At 72.2% G+C, this 20,945-nt stretch carries 15 protein-coding genes; 9 read left to right on the forward strand and 6 right to left on the reverse strand.

Annotation, left to right across the window (positions count from 1 at the left end; translation table 11 throughout):
• Window positions 1-351, reverse strand: a complete 351-nt coding sequence (locus ACH34S_RS29240; protein WP_395956039.1) for a DoxX family protein — start codon at window positions 349-351, stop codon at window positions 1-3.
• 285 nt (window positions 352-636) lie between these two features.
• Here ACH34S_RS29240 and ACH34S_RS29245 point away from each other — a divergent pair, with 285 nt between their 5' ends.
• Window positions 637-2,655 carry a GTP-binding protein gene (locus ACH34S_RS29245; protein ID WP_395956040.1) on the forward strand — a complete coding sequence of 673 codons (2,019 nt, stop codon included), beginning with the start codon at window positions 637-639 and terminating at the stop codon, window positions 2,653-2,655.
• 62 nt (window positions 2,656-2,717) lie between these two features.
• On the opposite strand, the gene ACH34S_RS29250 is transcribed toward ACH34S_RS29245, so the two are convergent.
• Genes ACH34S_RS29250 through ACH34S_RS29265 form a run of 4 tightly spaced genes read right to left on the reverse strand, consistent with a single transcriptional unit; the run spans window position 2,718 to window position 5,624 of the window.
• Entirely contained in the window at window positions 2,718-3,833 is a 1,116-nt protein-coding gene (locus ACH34S_RS29250; protein ID WP_395956041.1) for an NAD(P)/FAD-dependent oxidoreductase, read from the reverse strand.
• 50 nt (window positions 3,834-3,883) lie between these two features.
• Window positions 3,884-4,732: an RNA polymerase sigma factor SigJ gene (sigJ, locus tag ACH34S_RS29255; RefSeq protein WP_395956042.1), complete on the reverse strand. Its 849-nt coding sequence runs from the start codon at window positions 4,730-4,732 to the stop codon at window positions 3,884-3,886.
• An 11-nt stretch (window positions 4,733-4,743) separates the two neighbouring features.
• Entirely contained in the window at window positions 4,744-5,130 is a 387-nt protein-coding gene (locus tag ACH34S_RS29260) for a YchJ family protein (RefSeq protein WP_395956043.1), read from the reverse strand.
• Between the two features lie 20 nt (window positions 5,131-5,150).
• On the reverse strand, window positions 5,151-5,624 hold the full coding sequence (locus ACH34S_RS29265) for a 4Fe-4S single cluster domain-containing protein (protein WP_395956044.1): 474 nt from the start codon (window positions 5,622-5,624) through the stop codon (window positions 5,151-5,153).
• Between the two features lie 193 nt (window positions 5,625-5,817).
• Here ACH34S_RS29265 and ACH34S_RS29270 point away from each other — a divergent pair, with 193 nt between their 5' ends.
• The 3 genes from ACH34S_RS29270 (at window position 5,818) to ACH34S_RS29280 (ending at window position 10,426) form a co-directional block, all read left to right on the forward strand.
• Window positions 5,818-8,004 carry a PQQ-binding-like beta-propeller repeat protein gene (locus ACH34S_RS29270; RefSeq protein ID WP_395956045.1) on the forward strand — a complete coding sequence of 729 codons (2,187 nt, stop codon included), beginning with the start codon at window positions 5,818-5,820 and terminating at the stop codon, window positions 8,002-8,004.
• Window positions 7,991-9,472: a serine/threonine-protein kinase gene (locus ACH34S_RS29275; protein WP_395956046.1), complete on the forward strand. Its 1,482-nt coding sequence runs from the start codon at window positions 7,991-7,993 to the stop codon at window positions 9,470-9,472. Before ACH34S_RS29270 ends, ACH34S_RS29275 begins: the two co-directional genes overlap by 14 nt.
• A 108-nt stretch (window positions 9,473-9,580) precedes the next feature.
• On the forward strand, window positions 9,581-10,426 hold the full coding sequence (locus ACH34S_RS29280) for a hypothetical protein (RefSeq protein ID WP_395956047.1): 846 nt from the start codon (window positions 9,581-9,583) through the stop codon (window positions 10,424-10,426).
• Between the two features lie 25 nt (window positions 10,427-10,451).
• On the opposite strand, the gene ACH34S_RS29285 is transcribed toward ACH34S_RS29280, so the two are convergent.
• Window positions 10,452-12,296: a serine/threonine-protein kinase gene (locus ACH34S_RS29285; protein ID WP_395956048.1), complete on the reverse strand. Its 1,845-nt coding sequence runs from the start codon at window positions 12,294-12,296 to the stop codon at window positions 10,452-10,454.
• 240 nt (window positions 12,297-12,536) lie between these two features.
• Between ACH34S_RS29285 and ACH34S_RS29290 the strand changes: the two genes are divergently transcribed.
• From ACH34S_RS29290 to ACH34S_RS29310, 5 genes are all read left to right on the forward strand, one after another.
• A complete protein-coding gene (locus ACH34S_RS29290; protein WP_395956049.1) occupies window positions 12,537-15,491 on the forward strand; it encodes an ATP-binding protein in 2,955 nt (984 codons plus the stop codon).
• A gap of 146 nt (window positions 15,492-15,637) precedes the next feature.
• On the forward strand, window positions 15,638-16,927 hold the full coding sequence (locus ACH34S_RS29295; RefSeq protein ID WP_395956050.1) for a S8 family peptidase: 1,290 nt from the start codon (window positions 15,638-15,640) through the stop codon (window positions 16,925-16,927).
• A 436-nt stretch (window positions 16,928-17,363) separates the two neighbouring features.
• Entirely contained in the window at window positions 17,364-18,674 is a 1,311-nt protein-coding gene (locus tag ACH34S_RS29300) for a M14 family metallopeptidase (protein WP_395956051.1), read from the forward strand.
• A gap of 792 nt (window positions 18,675-19,466) precedes the next feature.
• Window positions 19,467-20,147, forward strand: a complete 681-nt coding sequence (locus ACH34S_RS29305) for a DUF4360 domain-containing protein (protein ID WP_395956052.1) — start codon at window positions 19,467-19,469, stop codon at window positions 20,145-20,147.
• Window positions 20,148-20,189: 42 nt separating this feature from the next.
• Window positions 20,190-20,825, forward strand: coding sequence for a DUF4360 domain-containing protein (locus ACH34S_RS29310; protein ID WP_395956053.1), 636 nt, complete (start codon window positions 20,190-20,192; stop codon window positions 20,823-20,825).
• The last annotated feature ends 120 nt before the right edge of the window (window positions 20,826-20,945 follow it).

The following is a 20,945-nucleotide window of genomic DNA, read 5'->3' on the forward strand; positions in this document are numbered from 1 at the left end:
TCACTGCGTGGCAGCAAGAGCCAGGGAGGCGACGGCCAGGGCGAGGTAGGTGCCCGGGAACGCGATGTTGTGCAGAACGCGTTTCCACAGATGAATGGCGACCGCGCCGACGAAGAAGGCCACGAGTCCAGCGGCCGCGGCGATGCCGATCAGGTCCAGCCCCAGCAGCCCGAGGACGAGCCCGCCCGCACCGGCGGCCTTGAGCGCGGCCAAGGCCGGAACGGACCGCTGCCGCACACCCACTTCGGCCGCGTTGGCGAGAACGAAGTCGGCTCGCATCAGATCGGCGACGACGATAGAGGCATTGGCCAAGACCGTCACAACGGTGACCACAACGTACGCGACGTACATGATTCCCCCTCGATGTCCGGGTGTCCCCACACAGACGCGCGAGCCCCGCAGAAGGTGACCGCCTCAGGTCGCTTCGGCGGTGACCGACGCCAACCCCGGCTGGGGCCTAAACGGTCACCTCATACAGCTCTAGGGACGAACTCCGGCTCTGATAACTCGGTTGCGCGGACTCGGGCACCGTGGCTGTACTGGGGGCAGAAGTCGTTAGAACAGGGGAAGCGATGCGCCGCACGTTCATGTCCACCCAGCAGGTCACCATCGGCTACGCAAGGGGCATGAACGTCAGTGCGAACACTGAACCTGGGGATATTGGCGCATGTAGACGCCGGTAAGACAAGCCTGACCGAGCGGCTGCTGTACGCCGCCGGGGTCATCGACGAGCTCGGCAGCGTCGACGACGGCAGTGCCCGGACCGACTCCCTGGCGCTGGAACGGCGGCGCGGGATCACCATCAAGTCCGCCGTCGTGTCCTTCGTCGTGGACGCGGTCACCGTCAACCTGATCGACACCCCCGGCCACCCGGACTTCATCGCCGAGGTGGAACGGGTGCTCAGCGTGCTCGACGGCGCGGTGCTGGTGGTCTCGGCGGTGGAGGGGGTCCAGGCGCAGACCCGGGTGCTGATGCGGGTGCTGCGCCGGCTGGGCATCCCGACCCTCGTCTTCGTCAACAAGGTCGACAGGGCCGGGGCGCGGGACGAGGACCTGCTGCGGAGAATCTCCGAACGGCTGGCCGCGGGTGTGATCCCGATGGGCTCGGTCGCCGGTCTCGGTACGCGCGATGCCCGCTGCACCCCTTATGGGGAGGCCGACTCCGGCTTCTCCGCCCGGCTACTGGAACTGCTCGCCGAGAACGACGACGGCCTGCTCCATGCCTACCTGGAGGAGCTGCCGCCCGCCTACCCGCGGCTCCGCTCGGAGCTCGCCGCGCAGACCCGGCAGGGCCTCGTCCATCCGCTCTTCTTCGGTTCGGCGATCACCGGCGCGGGGGTACCCGATCTCATCGGGGGCCTCACCGAGCTGCTGCCCACCGGCGAGGGGCGCTCCGACGGCCCTGTGTCGGGCACCGTCTTCAAGATCGAGCGCGGTCCGGGCGGAGAGCGGGTCGCCTACGCGCGCCTGTTCTCCGGCACGGTCCGCGTCCGCGACCGGCTCCCCATCCGCCACGGCGAGACGACGGCCGAGGAGGGGAAGGTCACCGGGATCGAGGTGTTCGACCAGGGGGAGGTCGTCCGGCGGTCCGCGGCCGGAGCCGGGCTGATCGCCAGGATCCGCGGCCTGGACGGGGTCCGGGTCGGCGATCCGATCGGGACCGTCGCGCCACCGAACCCGGAGGCCCGGCAGTTCGCTCCGCCGACCCTGGAGACGGTCGTCGTCCCGGCGGAGCGCGTGGACCGGGGCGCTCTCCACCTCGCCCTGGCGCAGCTCGCCGAGCAGGACCCGCTGATCGCGCTCCGCGCCGACCCGGTTCGGCGGGAGATCTCCGTCTCGCTCTACGGCGAGGTCCAGAAGGAGGTCGTCCAGGCCACGCTCGCCGACGACTTCGGCATCGAGGTGACCTTCCGGGAGACGACGACGATCTGCGTCGAGCGTCCGGTGGGGAGCGGGTCCGCACTGGAGGTCATCGCCACCGGGGCCAATCCGTTCCTCGCCACGGTCGGCCTGCGGGTCGACCCGGCACCGCCCGGCTCGGGGGTGGAGTTCCGGCTCGGTGTGGAGCTCGGGGCGATGCCCTTCACCTTCTTCCGTGCCGTCGAGGAGACCGTTGTGGAGACCCTGGAGCAGGGCTTGTACGGCTGGCGGGTCACCGGCTGCCTGGTGACGATGACCCACTCCGGCTACTGGCCCCGCCAGAGCCACGCCCACGCGACGTTCGACAAGAGCATGTCCAGCACGGCCGGCGACTTCCGCCATCTCACCCCGCTGGTCCTGATGGCCGCGCTGACCGAGGCCGGCACCGAGGTCCTGGAGCCCGTCCACCGGTTCCGGCTGGAGATCCCCGCCGAGCTCTATGGCGCGGTCCTGCCCGTCCTCGGACGCCTCCGCGCCGTCCCCGGGGAGCCCGTGTCCGTGGGTGACGCCTACCTGATCGAGGGGGAGATCCCGGCCGCCCGCGTCCACGACCTGGAACAGCGGCTCCCGTCGCTGACCAGCGGCGAGGGCGTGCTGGAGTCGGCCTTCGACCACTACGCCCCCGTCCACGGCGCTGTCCCGGCCCGTCCCCGCACCGACCACGACCCCCTGAACAGGGAGGAGTACCTGCTGCGCGTCCTGCGCCGTGTCCGTCCCGACGGGCCCGGCGGCTGACGCGGGACGTTCCGGCCGGTCGTCGGATGGCCCGGCGGGACGGCACAGGCGCCTTCGCCGGGTCAGAAGGGGATCGGGGTCGTGATGGCGGCGGCGTGGGCGTAGATGGTCGCGGGGTCGTCCAGTGGGGGGTGGATCACGTCCATGATCCAGCGCTTCACCCATTTGCCTTCGGCGCCGGAGAGGGCGATCAGGCGGTCCCAGCCGCGGGCGTAGACGGCGCCTGCCGCGCCTAGGTCCAGGCCTGTGACGTATGGGGCCGGGGCGAAGTCGACCAGTGGGATGCCCAGCAGGTCGGCCGCCGCGTTGTGTCCGGCCGTTTTGCCCATTGGGACGGCGTGCTGGCAGCTCTGTACCGTCCAGTGGCCCTCGTCGGCGCGGGCCGCGGCGACGTCTCCGGCGGCGAACACGTCGCCGGACACGCGGAGGTGCTCGTCGACGATCAGGCGGCCGAGACGGTCGCGGTCGCCGGGGACCTGTGCGGTGAGGGGGCTCGCCTGGAGACCCGCCGTCCATATGACCGCGTCGGCGGGGACGAAGGAGCCATCGGTCAGGACGGCGCCGTTCTCCTTTACCTCGGTGACCGTCGTTTCTAGGCGTCGTTCGATTGCTAGGTGATCCAGGGCCACCTCGATGGCTGGGCGGGGGCCGAATCCTAGGTCGGGGGCTATCTCTCCGGCTTGCTCGACCAGGACGACCCGTCCCCGTCCGGCCAGTTCCGTGGCGATTTCCAGGCCGGCGAAACCGGCGCCGACGACGATTGCCGTGTATCCGTCACGGTTTCGCAGGTGGCCTCTGAGGCGTTGGGCTGCGGGCAGGGTGTCCACGTCGAAGAGGTGGTCGGCGCCCTTGATGGTGGGGCGGACGAGACGGCTTCCCGCGGCGAGGACCAGGCGGTCGTAGGCGATTTCCGCACCGTCCGCTGTGACTCGGTGGGCGTCCACGTCTATGGTCTGGACTGCCGCTTGTAGATGGTCGACCCCGATCGGGTCCAGGATGCGCTTCAGGGCGACGGCTGCGCGTTCGGGCTCCGGCTCGTATAGGCGAGGACGCAGGATCAGGTCCGTGGCGGGTGCGATCAGGGTTATGCGCAGGTCGTTTCCCCCGCGTACCCGGGCGGCTGCGGCGGCGCTCCATATTCCGGCGAAACCGCCTCCGACGATCACCACGTGCGGCATCTGTCTCTCCCTCTCCGGTTGGTCTGCGGCAGGGAGACAAGACGGGCCGGTCAGATGTGACCGAGCTTCTCCGGGTTCGCCACTCGGCGGACGGCGGTGATCCGGCCGCCGGCGATCTCGACCGTGTCGATCCAGATGGGGCGGCCGTCGCGGTAGGTGGCCAGCGAAAGCTCGCCGTTGAGCTCGATGAAGGCGATCTGGTCGACCCGGTAGTGCGCTGTGGCGCGGGCGAGGAGGCGGGCGATGCGTGCGGCGCCGAGTACGGGACGCCGGGACGCCGCGACCTTGCCGCCGCCGTCCGCGATGTAGACGGCGTCCGGGTGCAGGAGTTTCAGGAGCTGGTCGAAGTCGCCCTGGTCTGTTGCAGCGCGGAACGCCTTCAGGACTCGGCTCCGTTCGGCGGGGGTTGCCGCCGGGTGCTGGTCGCTGGCTTCCGTTACTCGTTTGCGGGCTCGGGATGCGAGTTTCCGGGATGCCGCCGACGAGTTCCCCAGCACTCCGGCGACCTGGTCGAACGGGACGTCGAACACGTCGTGCAGGACGAACGCCACCCGCTCCGGCGGCGTCAGCTCCTCCATGACGAGGAGCATGGCGGTGCTCACCGACTCGTCCGCGATGACCTGGTCGGCGGCGTCGGGGCCGGTGGGCAGCGGCTCGGGGAGCCATGGGCCGGTGTACGTCTCGCGGCGGACCCGGGCCGATTTGAGGACGTTGTAGGCCAGGCGCGCCGCGATCGTGACCAGCCACGCGCGCGGGTTCTCGACCCCAGAGCGGTCGGCGGATTCGGCCCGCAGCCATACGTCCTGGACGACGTCCTCGGCCTCCGCCACGCTGCCGAGCAGCCGGTACGCCGCGCCGAACACCGCGGGACGGTGCGCCGCCCAGTCCAGGTCGTCCACGCCAGCGGAGCCTACCCGGCAGGGATGATCTTGCCTCGGACGTAGACCCACCGACCGTCATGCCGGACGAAGCGGCTCACCTCGTGCAGCTCCCCGGGCTCCGATCCGGTGACGTAGCGGGCGCGGAACTCCACGATCCCCTTGTCGTCGTCCGGGCCGCCGGCCTCCTCACGGACGATTTCGAGCTGCGTCCAGCGCAGGGCGTTCTCGAAGCCGATCTGCTCCGGTCGTGTTGCCGGGTGCCAGGTGGCCAGCAGATACGCCTCGTCCTGCCTGGCGAAGGCGCTGAAGCGTGAGCGCATCAGCTCAGCCGCCGTCGCGGCGGACGCCTCGCCGCGGTGCAGCCGCCCGCAGCAATCCCGGTAGCGGTCACCGACTCCGCAAGGACACCTGGCCATCCCCGCATTCTGCCTCCCCGCTACAAGAGGTCGGACGCCGTGTAGCGGTCCGTGAACAGGTGGACGGTCTTGTTGGACGAGCCGCGCAGCCCCCGCCCGAGACGCAGGTCGCGCTCGTACCGTCCGGCCAGCAGGACGTCCACGCGCTCGCGCAGCGCCGCCGCGCCCGGCATCCGGACGATCTCGTCCCACCCGAAGCCGGTGAGCACCAGCACCGACAGGGACGTCTCCTCCCGGATGCGCGTCAGCAGCCGCAGCAGCGGACGGAACTGCTGCAGCGGCTCGCCGCCGCTGACCGTCACGCCCTCGATCCGGCCGCCGAGCACGGCGATGTGCGCGAACATCTCGTCGACCGTGACCTCGAGGCCGCCGCCGGCGTGCGTTTCCGGGGTGAAACAGCCGGGACAGGCGAGGGTGCAGCCCTGCAGCCACACCACCGCGCGGGTGCCGGGGCCGTTGGCCCGGCTGTACGGCTCGAACGCGTGGACCCGCAACGGGCGCGGCGGACGTACCGGTCGCGTTCCACCGCGGGGCGGATTCCGTCCGGGACGTGGGCCTTCACCGGCCGCGCCGTCTTTTCCGCGTTCGTCGGTCACGTCCCGATTTCACCGCCGTTGCTCCGGGACCGGTCCCGAGACACTCTCCGCGACTATCGTGCAACTGATCGGATTCGGAAGGGGGACGGCGTTGCAACCGCTTCAGGGTGCCGACCCCGACCGGATGGGCCCGTACCGGTTGCTCGGCCGGCTCGGCGCGGGCGGGATGGGCGTGGTGTATCTCGGCCGGTCGCCGAGCGGGCGGCCCGTCGCGATCAAGGTGATCCAGCGGCGGTTCGCGGGGGAGCCGCGGTTCGCCGCGCGGTTCCGCCGGGAGGTCGCCGCCGCCCGCCGGGTGACCGGCGCGTTCACCGCACCCGTGCTGGACGCCGACCCGGACGCGCCGACGCCGTGGCTCGTCACCGCCTACCTGCCGGGGCTGTCGTTACGCGAGGCCGTCACGCGGTTCGGGCCGCTGCCGCCGGCGGCCGTCCGCCCGCTGGCCGCCGGGCTGGCCGAGGCGCTCGGCGAGATCCACCGCGCAGGCGTCGTGCACCGCGACCTGAAGCCGGGCAACGTGATGCTCACCGCGGGCGGGCCACGGGTGATCGACTTCGGCATCTCCCGGCCGGAGGACGCGGTGACCATCACCCGCGCGAACACGCCCATCGGAACGCCCGGGTTCATGGCGCCCGAGCAGCTCCGCGCCGAGAAGGCCGAACCGTCCGCCGACATCTTCGTCCTCGGTGCGACGCTCGCGTACGCCGCGACGGGGAAGGAGCCGTTCGGTGACGGGCCGATGGAGTCCCGCGACCTGCGCGTGCTGAACGGGCAGGCCGACCTCGGCGGGATCACCGAGCCCTGGCTCCTCGACCTGATCGGGGCGTGCCTGCTGCTCGATCCGGAGAGCCGCCCGTCCGCGGCGGGCGTCCTCGAACGGCTCGGAGTGGCGGGCGACGACGCCCCGTCCCTGCTCGGCACCCGCTGGCTGCCCGCGGCCGTCGCGGAGGAGATCGACCGCCGCACCACCGAGGCCGCGCCGCTGGAGAACCCCGCTGCTCCTCCGGCTCCCCAGAACCTTGCCCTCAGCAGCGTCGCGACGTCCGACACCGGCCCTGGCCCCGGCCTCGGTGACGGCCCGCGGACGCTGCCCCCGCCTCCCGGGACGGGGCGCCGGACGCTCCTCCTCGGAGCCGGTGCCGGGCTGATGACCGTGACCGGGGTCGGGTCGCTCGTGTGGCGGCTGACCGGCGACGACCGCGACCCGAACCGGGACCCCGCCGCCTCGGGGCGGTCCGGCGCCCCGGAGACGCCGCAGGGGCCGCCGCCCGGCGGAGCCGCGCGGTGGAAGCGTCACGTCAGCAAGAAGGGCAGGTACCTGGAACTCGCCGCCGGTGGCGGGGTGGTGCTGGCGAACGGCGACGACGGCAACGAGATCCTCCACGCCCTCGACCCGCGCACCGGCAAGATCAGATGGACGCGCGACGGCGGCATGCGGGCCACCCCCTACGGCGACGTCACCTACCTGGCGCAGGCCGAGGGCCGGCAGATCTGCGCGGTCCGCACCACGACCGGCAAGACCCTGTGGACGTATGACCTCTCCTTCAAGGAGAGCGGCCCGACCGACGAGCTGGCGATCACCGACTCGGTCATCGTGTTCGGCATCGACGAGATCACCGCGCTCAGCCGTTCCAGCGGGCGGCGGCGCTGGACCTCCAAGCTGCCCGGCCGCTACGGGGTCTCCGGGGTGGGCGACCTGCTGATCCTCCTGGCGGGGGACGCCCTGATCGGCATGGACGCCGCGTCCGGCAAGACCAGATGGAAATACCCCATGGACTACCCCGACTTCCAGGTCGTCGGCGACGGCCTCGTCTACGCCGTCGACCGGTTCGGAACCATGCACGCGGTGCGGACCGACAACGGCGCGCGCGCCTGGCAGCGGCCGGACATCAGCGGCTGGGGCAGCCAGGCGGGCGGCGGCCGCTGCTTCCTCGAAGCGGCCGACGGCGAGGTCCTGGCCCTGGACGGCGCGACCGGCAGGCAGCTCTGGTCACGCGAACTGCTGTCCCGGCGGACGGACGACCCGCGCGGCCAGGCGACCGCGCTGGGCCTCGCCGGACCCACGCTCTACGTCTCCTGCACCGACGGCGTCCTCTACGCGCTGAGCACCGCCGACGGCCGCATCCAATGGACGTACGGCGACGACGCGCCCAACCGCACCCGGCCCGTGACCGCGGACGGGCTCGTCTTCATCGCCACGGAGAACGGCGACGTCCGGGCCGTCGCGCCACCACCCGCCACACCGCGCACCGACGGAGGACCACGTGCGACCCCTTGAGCCCGACGACCCCCGCGAGGTCGAGACAGACGGACGCCGCTACCGCATCCTGGCCCGCATCGGGTCCGGCGGGATGGGCGTCGTCTACCTCGGCCGCTCCGCCGCCGGACGGGCCGTGGCCATCAAGGTGGTGCATCCCGAGTTCGCCGCCGACGACGAGTTCCGCGACCGCTTCCAGCGCGAGGCGGCGGTCGCGCGGCGGGTCGGCGGCGGGTTCACGGCGGCGGTCATCGACGCCGACCCGGAGGCCGAGCTCCCCTGGCTGGTCACCGAGTACCTGCCTTCGGTGTCGGTGCGCGACGCCGTCCGGTCGTCCGGGCCGCTCGCGGCGGACGCGGTGTGGGAGCTCGCGGCCGGGATCGCGGAGGCGCTCGTCTCGATCCACGAGGCGGGCGTCGTGCACCGGGACCTGAGCCCCGCGAACGTCCTGCTGACCGCCGACGGCCCGCGCGTCATCGACTTCGGCATCGCCCGCGCGATCGAGGCGTCGTCGGTCTCCCGCCCCGGGACGCGCGCCGGTGCCGCCGGGTTCATGTCGCCGGAGCAGGCGGCGGGGTCGGCGATCGGTGCGGCCGGCGACGTCTTCTCGCTCGGGTCGACGCTGGTGTACGCCGCCACGGGACGGGAGCCGTTCGGCGACGGCGTGTGGCATGTGAAGCTGCGCCGCGTCCAGTCCGAGGCGCCCCGGCTGGACGGGATCGACGACCCCGAACTGCGCTCGCTGATCGAGACGTGCATGGAGCGCGATCCCGACCGCCGTCCGACCGCCGCCGAACTGGCCGAACGCCTGGCCGGACGCGGCGTCGGTCCCGGGGAGCGGGGCGCCGCGTCGCTGCCGCCGGCCGTCGCCGCCGAGATCGCCAGGCGGCGCACGGCCGCCGAGAACCCGCCCGTCCCGCGCCCCCGGCTCGAACCGCCCGCCCCCGCCACCCACGCGCCGCCGGGGTTCGCGGGCCCCCCGCCTCCGCTTCCGCCCGGGACGCCGACGAACCCGGGCGGGCCGCGGCGGCCCAACGTCGCGCTGGCCGGGGCCGCGGCCGTCGTCGCGCTGCTCCTCAGCATCGGTATCCCGGTCGGCCTCTGGGCCGTCATGCGCGGCGGTGGCGGCTCCGGCGCGGAGGCCGCGCCTACGTCCGCCGCTTCGCCCGCCGCCTCCGCGTCATCGGCGGCCTCGTCCTCGCCGAGACCGACCGGGACGCGGGGTGACATCACCTTCACCGTCGAGGGCAGCGGCACGGTCGCCTCGCTGAGCTACATGGTCAACGGGACCACCACGAAGCTGGAGGACGTGAAGCTGCCCTGGCGGAAGACGGTCCCGATGCCGCTCTGGCCCCCGCGGATCATCTGGAAGCTGGACTACCGGGCCCCGTCCGGCGGGAGCAGCTTCACCGTCGAGGTGGACGGCAACAACGTCATGAGCGGGCAGGGGAGCGCGGGCACCGACCTGGGCGCCGAAGGCGTCTACTGAGCAGGCGCCGAAGGCGTCTACTGAGCCCTGCCATAACAGGAGCGGGACCCCTCCCGCCGCGCCGGGTTACGCTGAGCGCGGGCGTGCACGCAGAGAGGACGGGGTCCCATGTCGACGATGATGCGGAAGCCGCAGGGCAAGGTCGACATCCTTCCGGAGGAGATCGGGAGCCTGGCCACCGGCCTGCCCCCGGCCGAGCCCGGGACGCTGTTCGTCAAGGGCTCGAACGGCGGGATGCGGGTGTCGCCCGACGCCCGGTTCAACGTCGTGTTCGGACGGTGCGCGCCGGACGTCCACGTCTGCGTCGGCGGGGACGACACGCGCGTCAGCCGCCAGCACGGCATCATCACCCGCGAGCACTCCCGCTGGGTGCTGTACAACCTCGGCAAGCTCGCCATCCGGTTCCCCGGATCGCGGCTGGTGCTCGGCGGGCACCGGGCGGAGCTGCCGGTCATGTACACGCCGCTGTTCATCGTCTCGCCCGGCCAGGAGCATCTCCTCGAGGTGCGGATCGCGGCGGGACAGGCCGCGTCCGGCTCGATCGACGTGCACGAGCTCGCGACCTACGACCCGGACGACCCCGACGCCGAGCGCGCGAACGCCGAGCGCGCCATCGCCGAGCGCGCGAACCCGTGGCGGCTCAGCGAGCAGGAGCGGCTCGTCCTGGTGTGCCTCGCCCAGCGGTACCTGCGGCAGGAGCCCTGGCCGCAGCCGCTCACGTGGGCGCAGGTCGCCGACGAGATCGGCAGGCTCCGCCCGGCGGAGAACTGGAACTGGCGGAAGGCCGCCCGCGTCGTCACCGAGGTGCGCAACCGGCTCAGCCCGCACGTGGGCGGGCTGCGCGAGGAGGAGATCCCGCCGCCGATCGGCAACGCGCTCAACCACAACCTGATCGTCGCGCTGCTGGTCCACACCAGGCTCCGCACCCAGGACCTCGCCCTCATCGACGGCTAGCGGACGGGCCCGCTCGCCGCAGGGGTCAGGCGGCGGGGAGGCGTGCGGCGGCCGCGCCGCCCAGCCGTGTCGCCATCGAGCACAGCCGTTCCGTGGACGGGTCGCCCTGCACGACGAGGAACAGCATCTCGATCGCGTCGTCGCCGTGCTGGTCGGCGTACGTGCGGTGGACGACCCGGACGAGGCACGTCCCCTCGCCCTCCCCGTCCGGTTCGACGAACGCGCGGTGCGCGCCGAACCGGGTGGGGCTGCCGTCCTCGGCGGTGAGCGGCTGGCCGCGGTCGAACCGCAGCTTGACCTGGATGTCCTGGGTGGTGCTGTGCCACTCGCAGTTCCAGCCGCCGTAGCCGACCTCGGGATCGCCCGCGTCGATCCCCGGGACGGCGTCGAGCGCGTCGTTGCCGAGCATCGTGCAGGCGTCCTTGTGCGCCAGCGACCGCGGCGGGAACGGCGGCGTCCGGCGCGGGATCGGGCCGCGGTTCAGCACCGCGGCCGCGGACGCGACGGCGGTGTCGGCGATCGGGCAGAGCGGCGCGGGGGCGTCCCCGGGCCGCGGCTCCTCGACCTGCCGGGCGTCGATCGAGATGGTGGTGCCGCCGTCGGGGGACGGCAGGACCAGCATCCGGCCGCACTCGTCCTTCTCGGGCGCCTCGGCGAGCACCCGCACGCGCCCCATCGTCCGCGCCGGGCCGCCGCGGCCCGCCTCCGGGCCCGAGCCGCTGGCCATGCCGATCCTGACGTCGACGGCGTCGTTCACGAGGACGTCGCACCGGTCGAAGTTGCCGTAGTCGTTGTCGAGTTCCGCCTCGCCGAACCTGCCGAGCGCGGCCGGGTCGGCGAGCGCGCAGGGGTCGGCGGTGCGCGGGTCGCCGATCAGCGAGGCGGGCTTCGACCGGGCCGGTGCCCGCTGGCCGCCGGAGGGGATCAGCACCGCGGCCGCGACGGCCACCGCCGCGACCGCGACCACCGCCGCCGCGACGGCCCGCGGATGCCGCCGCACGAAACCCGCCGCACGCCGCCACCCGCGTTCCTGTCCAGCTCGGCGTTTCTGCTCGGTGCTGGGGCCGTCGTTCTCGGTCGGGGCGGAGTGGCCGGGCGGTTCCGGCCGGCCGGCCCCGGCCACCTCGTCCAGCATCCGGCGGGCCTCGTCCGCGCCCGGCCGGTCATCCGGTGCCGCCCGCATCAGCGTGTCGAGGACGCCGCCCAGCGGGCCCAGCCCGCCGTATCCCGGCTCGGCTCCGGGCGGCTCGCCCACGGCGAGCGCGTAGACGGTGGCGCCCAAGGAGTACACGTCGGACGCCGGTTCCGGGTTGCCGCGCAGGACCTCCGGCGCGGCGAACGCGGGCGTGTGGCTGACGGGGCCGTTCGGCGTGATCGTGTCCGTGCCGCCCAGCCGGTAGGCGGCGCCGAAGTCGGCGAGCTTGGCCGTCCTGTCCTCGGTGACGACGATGTTGCCCGGCTTGACGTCGCAGTGCACGATGCCCTGGGCGTGCAGCGCGGCTAACGCGGCGGCGATCTGCGCGCCGACGCGGGCCGCGGCCTCCGGGGACATCACGGGCCACGCGTCCAGGCTGCCGCCCGGCACATACTCCAGGACGAGCCAGGACGTCACCTGCCCGCCCGTCTCCTCCGCCTCCTCGACGATGTCGTGCAGCGTGACCACGTGCGGATGGTCGAAGCGCGCCTGCGCGCGCGCCTCCGACCACAACCGGTCGAAGGCGCCGGAGCGGTCGTCGCGGAACGCCGCCCGCTTGAGCACGACGGTGCGCGGCAGGAGGGTGTCCTCGGCGTGCCACACCTCGCCCGTCCCGCCGCGGATGGGCCCCTTGACGAGCCGGTACCGTCCGGCGATCAGCGCTCCCAGCCGCACCGTGACTCCCCTCAGCCGATCGGCCGACGCGGTCCATTCGCGACATACACGACGATGTCTCGCGTCGCGCGACCAACCTACTGGGTGACGGACCGGACACACGCCGTTTCCCGGGCACGCGAATCGGGCCCCGCGGGGTTGTCGCGGCCGCCCGGAAGGCTTAGCTTCGACGGCACCGCGGTGACCACCCGAAACCGCTCCGTCACGGTGTTCTCGCGGCCGCACCCGCCGGAGTCGCATATGAACCCCCCGCTCATTCGCACCCCGGCAGCGCCCGTTCTGATCGGCCGTTCGGGAGAGCTGCACTCCTTGCTGGAGGCCGTCACGCATCCGCCGGCCGTGGCGCTCGTGGAGGGCGAGGCGGGGATCGGCAAGACGCGGCTCATCCACGAGGCGCTTCGGCACCGGTCGGCGCGCGGGCGACGCGTCCTGTCCGGCATCTGCCATCCGCTCCGCGAGCCGTTCCCGTACGGCCCCGTCTTCGAACTGCTGCGCCATCTGGGCGGGGACCGTGTCGCCGGGCTCAGCCCCGTCTGCGGCGCGCTGCGCCCCTATCTGCCGGAACTCGCCGACCGGCTGCCGCCCGCGCCCGACCCGCTGCAGGACGTGCGCGCCCGGGAGCACAGGCTGTTCCGCGCCGTCCGGGCACTGCTGGCCGCGCTCGGCGACACCGTCATGATCGTCGAGGACCTGCACTGGGCCGACGACGGCACCCGCGACCTGCTGCGCTTCCTCGTGGACGAGCCGCCCGCCGGGCTGTCCACGGTGCTCAGCTACCGCCGCGAGGACCTGCCCGGCGCGCGGCTCCCGCTGGGCCGCGCGTACCGGCCCCCGCCTGGCATCACCGCGGTGTTCCTGTCGCTGGAGCCGCTCGACGTCCAGGGCGTGCGCGGCATGTTCACCGCGATCACCGGCGTCGCGGAGCTCACGGCGGGCCTCGCCGGCGAGCTGCACCGGCGGACGGCGGGCATCCCGTTCGTGGTGGAGGAGGTCGTCCGCGCACTGCCCGGCGGCGCCCGGGGGCGCGACGCGGCGGCGGCCGACGGCGGCGTCCTCGACGGCGGTGTCCTCGATGACCTGGAGGTGCCCGCGCTCCTCCAGGACGCCATCGCCGACCGGATGAGCCTGCTCTCGCCCGCGGCGGCCGGCGCCGTCCGGGCCGCCTCGGTGCTCCGCGTCCCGGCGGGGGAGGCGCTGATCGGCGCCGTGGCGGGCGGGGCGCCGCCGAAGGAGGACGGGCCGCCGGGGGAGGACGGGCCGTCCGCCGTCCGCGAGGCGCTGCTCGCCGGGGTCCTGCACGAGTGGGGCCAGGACAGGTACGGGTTCCGGCACACGCTCGCCCAGCAGGCCGTCTACTCCGCGCTGCCCGGCCCGGACCGGCGCCTGCTGCACCGCCGGGCCATGCGCGCGTTGCAGGCGCCGGCGAGTGACGAAACGCCGCCGCTCGTCCAGCTCGCCTACCACGCGCGGGAGGCCGGGATGGTGGCCGAGTGGCAGCGCCACGCCGAGGCCGCCGCCGCGACGGCCCGCGAGATGGGCGACTTCGCCGTCGCCGTGGAGCTCCTGGAGGAACTGCTGTCCGACGCCCGGCTCGGGCGTGCGGAACGGGCCCGGATCGCGGTCGAGCTGAGCCGGGACGCGGTGCTCGGGCTCACCCACCGCAGGGCCGTCGAGCTGCTGAGCACCGTCGTCCGGGACGAGCACGTCCCCGACGACGTGCGCGGCGAGATCAGGCTGAACGTCGGGCTGCTCCTGCGCAACCAGATCGGCGACTACGAGGCGGGCCGCATCTGCATCGAGGCCGCCGTCGAGGAGCTGCGGGACCGTCCCGCGCTCGCGGCCCGCGGCATGGCGGCCCTGGCGATGACGATCTGGGACGACCGGCCCTACGACGTCTGCCGCCGCTGGATCGAGCGGGCCGAGGACCTGGTGGCCGAGGTGAGCGACCCCTGCGACCCCGCCGTGCGGACGGCGGTCCGGGGGAACCATCTGGCGCTGCTGATGTCCGCGGGAGACTCCGCCGCCTGGGCACAGGCCGAGGCCCTCATCGGCGGCGCCGCAGCGGCCACCGATCCGGCCACCGACCCGTGCACGGACCTGGACGCGGACCGCCGGCAGATCGCCCGCGCCTGCGGGAACTTCGCCGACGCCGCCACCTGGCTCGGGCATTACGCGCGGGCGCAGCGGTTCCGCGCCGAGGGCGGTCGGCTCGCCGCCGAGTGCGGCGCCGCGTTCTACGAGGGCATCGTGGACGGCACCGCGCTGCGCCTCGACTGGTACACGGGCCGCTGGGACGGGCTCGCCGAACGGGCGCGGCGGACGCTGGAGGCGGTCCACGGCGTCTCCGGGATCGCCTCCGACGCGCATCTCGTCCTCGGGCTGCTGGCGTCGGCGGTCGGCGACTGGGACACGGCGGCGGAGGAGCTGAACGCCGCCGGGCTCGCCGACCCCGGCAACGCGCCCGTGACCGTCCTCGCCGCCGCGTCGGGCGCCATGACCCGGCTGCTGATCGCCCGCGGCGACCTGGCCGGGGGCCGCGCCGAGGCGGAGCGCGGCATCGCCCGGCTGCGCCGGAAGGGCATCTGGGTGTGGGCGGGCGACCTGGTCCCGATGGCCGTCGTCGCGCTGGTGCGCGGCGGCTCGCTCGCGGAGGCCGAGCGGCTGACCGCCGAGTTCGCCGAGGGCATCGCGGGCCGGGACGCTCTGCTGGCCGCCGCCGCGCTGCCCGCGTGCCGGGGCGTCCTCGCCCTGGGACGCGAACGTCCGGCGGAGGCGATCGAGGCGTTCGCCGCCGCGCACGCGGCCTATGCCGCGCTGCCGCAGCCGTACGAGGCGGCCCGCGCCGCGGAGGCGGCGGCCCGGTGCCGGATGACCGCGGGCGACGAGCGCGGGGCCCGGGACCTCGCGCTGCTCGCGGAGGAGTTCGGCGAGCTCGGCGCGCTCCGGGACGCCGCGCGCTGCCGCCGGGTGCTGCGCGGGCACGGCGTCACGGTGCCGTCCCGGCGGGGCCGCCGCGGCTACGGCGACCAGCTGTCACCCCGCGAGAGCGAGGTGGCCCGGCTGGTCGCGCTCGGCCACACCAACCGGCAGATCGCCGACGCGCTGTTCCTGTCGACGCGGACCGTCGAGCAGCACGTCGCCAAGGTGCTGCGCAAGCTCAACGTGAGTTCGCGGGCCGAGGTCGGCCGGATGTGAAGCCGCCGGTCGCCGGCACTTGATTACGTACCTCTACCTACCGCAGCACGGATTGTAAGCCCCTGCTCAGGCGGCGAAAGTGAACCTCGCCCCCGGCCTGAGCCCACCCCCCGCGGCTCAGGCGACCCCCACGGAGGAGCAGAGGGATGCATATGAACAAGAGACGGCTCAGCACGTTCGGTGGCCTCGGCGTCGCCGCGCTGGCGGCGGCGCTCACAGTGTCCGGCGGGACCGCCCTGGCGGGCCAGACCGGCATGGCCGGGCAGACCGGCACTGCCGGGCAGGCGGTCCCGCCGGCGCCCCCCGCCCCCGCCGCCGCCCCGGTCCCCGCCAAGACCGAGATCCGGAACGCCGCCGCGCCCGGCGTGATCCCCGGCAGCTACATCGTGGCGCTGAAGGGCGCGCCGTCCGTCCGGCCGGGTGGTGCGGCGGCCGTCCGCGCCGAGGCGCAGGATCTGGTCGCCGCCCACGGCGGCAAGGTCGACCGGGTGTACTCGACGGTCTTCCGCGGTTTCGCCGTGAAGGCCAGCAAGGCGCAGGCCCGGAAGCTAGCCGCCGCTCCCGAGGTGCGGTACGTCGAGGCGGACGTCCTCGCGCACGCCGCCGGCGAGCAGCAGAACCCGCCGTCGTGGGGCCTCGACCGGATCGACGGCTCGATGAACAGGGTCTACGCCTACCCGAACGAGGGCGCGGGCGTGACCGTCTACGTCGCCGACACCGGCACGGACCTCTCGCACCCCAACTTCGAGGGCCGCGCCAAGAGCGGCTACGACTTCATCGACGACGACAACGACGCCGACGACTGCCAGGGCCACGGCACCCACGTGTCAGGCACCGTCGGCAGCAAGGACTACGGCGTCGCGAAGAAGGCGACCATCGTCGCCGTGCGGGTGCTGGACTGCGCGGGCAGCGGCCCCTACTCCGGGGTCATCTCCGGCATCGAATGGGCGGCGCGGAACGCGTCCGGTCCCGCGGTCGGCAACATGAGCCTCAGCGGACCCGCGTCCGCCAGCGTGGACGCTGCGGTGCGCGGCGCGGCGCAGGACGGCGTCGTGTTCGCGGTCGCCGCGGGCAACGCGTCCACCAACGCGTGCAACTCCAGCCCCGCGCGGGAGCCCTCGGCGCTCACGGTCGGCTCGACGGCCCAGGGTGACGCCCGGTCGAGCTTCTCCAACTACGGCCGCTGCCTCGACCTGTTCGCGCCGGGCAGCAGCATCGTCTCCACGCGGATGGGCGGCGGGACGGCCTCGATGAACGGCACGTCGATGGCGTCGCCGCACGTGGCGGGCGCCGCCGCGCTGTACCTGTCCGCCCACCCGGGCGCCACCGCGCAGCAGATGCACGACGCGCTGGTGAGCGCGGCCGAGTCGGGCAAGGTCGGCAACCCTGGCAGCGGCTCCCCGAACAGGCTGCTCAACGTGACCGGCCTCGGCTGACCGGTCTCGGCTGACCGGCCTTAGGCGACCGGTCTTGGCGGGTGGACGTCCCGTGGCCGCATCTTCCGCAGGGCACAGGCTCCCGGCCCTGGTCTCTCCCGGAGATGCGTCCACGGGATCCGCCCGTATTTCCCCGGCCGCGTGCCTGGCACATTCTGATCGGCGTCCCGCGCGTCCTGGTTCAGGGTCTTGTCACTACCTGACAGCGTCAATAATTTCTGCGCTCCGCGGCCTTGTCCGGCGCGCGCGGCCGTCGTAACAATACGGGGTGCCCGCTTAACTCATCGCGGATTGTTCCATCCGGCGATGATCTCAATATAGCAAATCACGGGGAATGAAAAGGCGGCCAGGCCGCACAGCCGGGGGTTTATCGCCGGCCCGCCGTCGTGCTTCACGGAAAGCAGCCGTGCTTCACGGAAGGCAACGGAGATTCCCTATGCGAAAACGTCCCCTCGCCATCGCGGCCGGCGCCCTGCTGGCCGCGACCTCGCTCGCGCTCCCCTCCGCCCTCGCCAACGCGAACGGCCCGAACGGCTCCTACGGCTCCTACGGCTCCTACGGCTCCTACGGCAAGGCTCCCGCCCAGGCCACCGAGTCCCTCCCGCATCGCTACACGGTGACCGGCCCCGACACCCGCGAGGAGCGGACGGCCATCGCCGGCACCGGAGTGTCCATCGACGAGGTCAAGAAGGACTCGGTCGTGATCACCGGCCAGCCCGCCCAGGCCGGGCTGATCAGGAAGATGGGCTTCCGGGTGGACGAGCTCGCCCTGAAACTCGGATATCCGCCCGAGGACGCGCTCTACCACGACTACGCGGAGATCGTCGCCGAGCTCGACAAGATCGTCCGGGAGCACCCGGCGATCGCGCAGCGGGTGACCGTCGGCCGGACCTACCAGGGCCGCGATATCCCGGCCATCAAGATCAGCGACAATGTGGCGTCCGACGAGGACGAGCCCGAAGTCCTGTTCACCGCCAACCAGCACGCCCGCGAGCACCTCACCCCCGAGATGGCGCTCTACGCCGCCAATCTCTTCACCGACGGCCACGGCTCCGACAGCAAGATCACCGAACTGGTCGACGGCCGGGAGATCGTGATCATCGCGTCGGTGAACCCGGACGGCCTGGAGTACGACATCGCAGTCCCCCAGTACCGGATGTGGCGCCACAACCGGCAGCCGGTCACGGGCGCGATCGGCATCGACCTCAATCGCAACTGGGCCTACAAGTGGGGCTGCTGCGGCGGCTCGTCCGGCACCCCGGGCGCCGAGACCTACCGCGGGCCCGCGCCGGAGGCCGGGGTCGAGACAAAGGCGGTCGCGAACTACGTGCGCAGCCGCGTCGTCGGCGGCAAGCAGCAGATCAAAGCGCACATCGACTTCCACACCTACAGCGAGCTGGTGCTGTGGCCGATGGGCCACACCTACGACGACACCGGGCCCGACATGAGCGCGGACGCGAACCGCACGTTCGCCACGATCGGCCGCGAGATGGCGGCGACGAACCGCTACACGCCGCAGCAGTCCAGCGACCTGTACATCACCGACGGGTCGGTCAACGACTGGATGTGGGCCGAGCACGACATCTTCTCGTACACGTTCGAGATGTATCCGCGGAACGCCGACTTCTACCCGCCGGACGAGGTCATCGCCCGGGAGACGTCCCGCAACCGCGCGGCCGTGCTGGCCCTGACCGGTTACGCGGACTGCCCGTACCGGGCGATCGGCAAGCAGGACCAGTACTGCTGACGTCCTCCACCAGGTGGCAGCGCGTCCCACGACAGAGCGAGACCGGCCGCACCGGCCGGTCTCGCCGCGTTCGGTCTCGCCATGGCGCGGCGGCCGTCCCCATCCACAGGGGCGGCCGCCGCGCCGCTTCCAACGCCGAATCATTTAACAGCCGGCCCTTTCAACAGTGCCAGGTGCCCGGGAACCCCCCGTTTCCGTCGCAATGCGCGAAGGGAAAGACACGAAGAGAGACATTGTCGTGCCTTCCGGCGGCGCGCCATCTCCAGTGGCCGCCAAGGCCGAAGTGGAACGCGGTTTTCCGCTGTTGATGGTCTTCGTCCCCGGCCGCCGGCGGTGGTGGCCGCTGTGTCACCTGTTGCGTTCTTCCAGGTCAGCGAGGCCGACGCGGTGGACGCGGACACTTCCGAAGACCTCCGCGCGCGGTCCGTGCGGCCCATGCCTCCCGCCGTCCGCGCGGCCCGCTGACCTGCGGACGGTGTCCGCACACGGCCGCCGCGGCGGGGTTTATCGATGATGATCATCTTAATGGAACGGTCCTTGTCAAAAACCTGGCCGTTGACATTCGATAATCGATGATCAAGATTGACGGTATGTGCCGCCTAACTAATTGAATGCAGGTCAAGAAAAGTTAAAAACCGATGATTGACACCACCAGGTGTGAAAGTTACGCTCCATTCCAGATCCTGGATCTACGTCCATTGACGAGTGCCGATTAATCCGGATTAGCGGTACTCGCCTCTCTTCGGTCGCCGAAGAAAAAAATGCGTCCACTCCCAGCGAAGAGGGAATCACATGCGTAAAGGGATCGCCATTACCGCCGCGGCCGCCGCGGCGCTTGGGCTGACCGCGGCCGCCGCGGCGCTTGGGCTGACCGCGGCGTCCATCGCGCCCGCCACCGCCGCGTCCTCGCGGCTCCTCACCCGCGGGCCCGACGGCGTCACCATCGACATCGCGACCGTCAACGGCTCCGGCTGCCCGGCCGGCACCACGGCGGTGGCCATCTCGGACGACAAGGAAGCCTTCACGGTCACCTACAGCGACTACATGGCGCAGGCGGGCGGCAACTCCAAGCCCACCGATGGCCGTAAGAACTGTGTGATCAGCATGAAGGTGCACGTCCCGCAGGGCTTCACCTACGGCATCGCGCAGACGGACTACCGCGGGTACGCCTACCTGGAGAAGGGCGCGACGGGCGTCCAGAAGGCCAGCTACTGGTTCCAGGGCAACTCGCCGACCGGGGTGATCCAGCACAACATCCCGGGCGCCTACGACAACAACTGGCAGTTCACCGACAAGATCCCGGTGGGCGCCATCGTCTGGAAGAAGTGCGGCGAGCAGCGGAACTTCAACATCAACACCGAGGTCCGCGCGACGGCCGGCACCGACAAGACGAAGACCAGCTTCATCGCCATGGACTCGACGGACGGCAGCATCAAGACCACGTACCACTTCTCGTGGAAGACCTGCCCGTAATCCTCCCGCATCACCCCGCGCAAACCCCCAAAGGAGAAATCCATGCGCAAAGGAGTGACTGCTTCGGCAGCCTGCCTCGCCGCCCTGTCCCTGACCGCGGGCGTTGTCCCGTCGGCCTCTGCGAACACTCTCGCGGCTCCCGACAAGATCACCATCGATGTGAAGACCGTGAACGGCTCCGGCTGCCCCGCCGGCACCACCGCGGTGGCCCCGTCGAGTGACGCCACGGCGTTCACCGTCACCTACAGCGACTACATGGCGCAGGCTGGCGGGGACTCCAACCCGACGGACATGCGCAAGAACTGCCAGATCAGCATGCAGATCAACATCCCGCAGGGATTCACGTATGCGATCGCGAGCGCGGACTACCGCGGATTCGCGCATCTGGCCAAGGGCGCATCCGGTATGGAACGCGCGAACTACTACTTCCAGGGCATGTCGCAGACGACGCCCAAGTCTCACAACATCAACGGCCCGTACTCCAACAACTGGCAGTTCACGGACCGCACCGAGATCGCCGAGCTGGTCTGGAAGCCCTGTGGTGAGGAGCGCAACCTCAACGTCAACACCGAGCTGCGCGTGAACAAGGGCAGTTCGAAGGAGACGAGCTTCATGTCCTTCGACTCCACCGACGGCAGCGTCAAGACGATCTACCACATCTCCTGGAAGAAGTGCTAGAAGTCTGATCCGGACGGGCCGGGCCGCGCCCTTCAGCCAGGAGCGCGCGGCCCGCTCCGCATGACCGGGCCACCCCGCCGAGCCGCCGGCCGCCCCGCCGCCCCGGCGACCGGCGGGGTT

This window comes from Actinomadura sp. 3N508 (assembly GCF_044326375.1).
GTDB lineage: Bacteria > Actinomycetota > Actinomycetes > Streptosporangiales > Streptosporangiaceae > Spirillospora.